The sequence below is a fragment of the Paenibacillus xylanexedens genome (assembly GCF_007676705.1).
In the GTDB taxonomy this organism is placed as follows: Bacteria; Bacillota; Bacilli; order Paenibacillales; family Paenibacillaceae; genus Paenibacillus; species Paenibacillus xylanexedens_C.
This window is the reverse complement of sequence record NZ_VEBF01000745.1, coordinates 1-230: the sequence shown is the minus strand read 5'-3', so window position 1 is coordinate 230 and position 230 is coordinate 1. Positions and strand designations below refer to the sequence as shown.

1 pseudogene is annotated in these 230 nt (G+C 50.0%); it reads right to left on the bottom strand.

What is annotated here, in order from left to right:
- Nucleotides 1–230 (bottom strand): annotated as a pseudogene (locus FS628_RS32425) (GntP family permease); the annotation flags it as partial.

Below are 230 nucleotides of genomic sequence, written 5' to 3'. Positions count from 1 at the left end.
CTTCCCCTATCCTCTCCCCTCCTCCCCATTCCATCATCACACCTCCAACCACCCCCCCTCCCACTACCCCAACTACCCTTCCCATCACACTTTCTCTCCCATCCACCACTATATTTACCCTCTCTTCCACCTTCCCTCCACCAATTAAACCCCCTACAATCCCACCCACAAATAAACAATAGACCGCATTCAACTTCCTGAAAATCAAAATAATCCCAATAGCCAGGCCT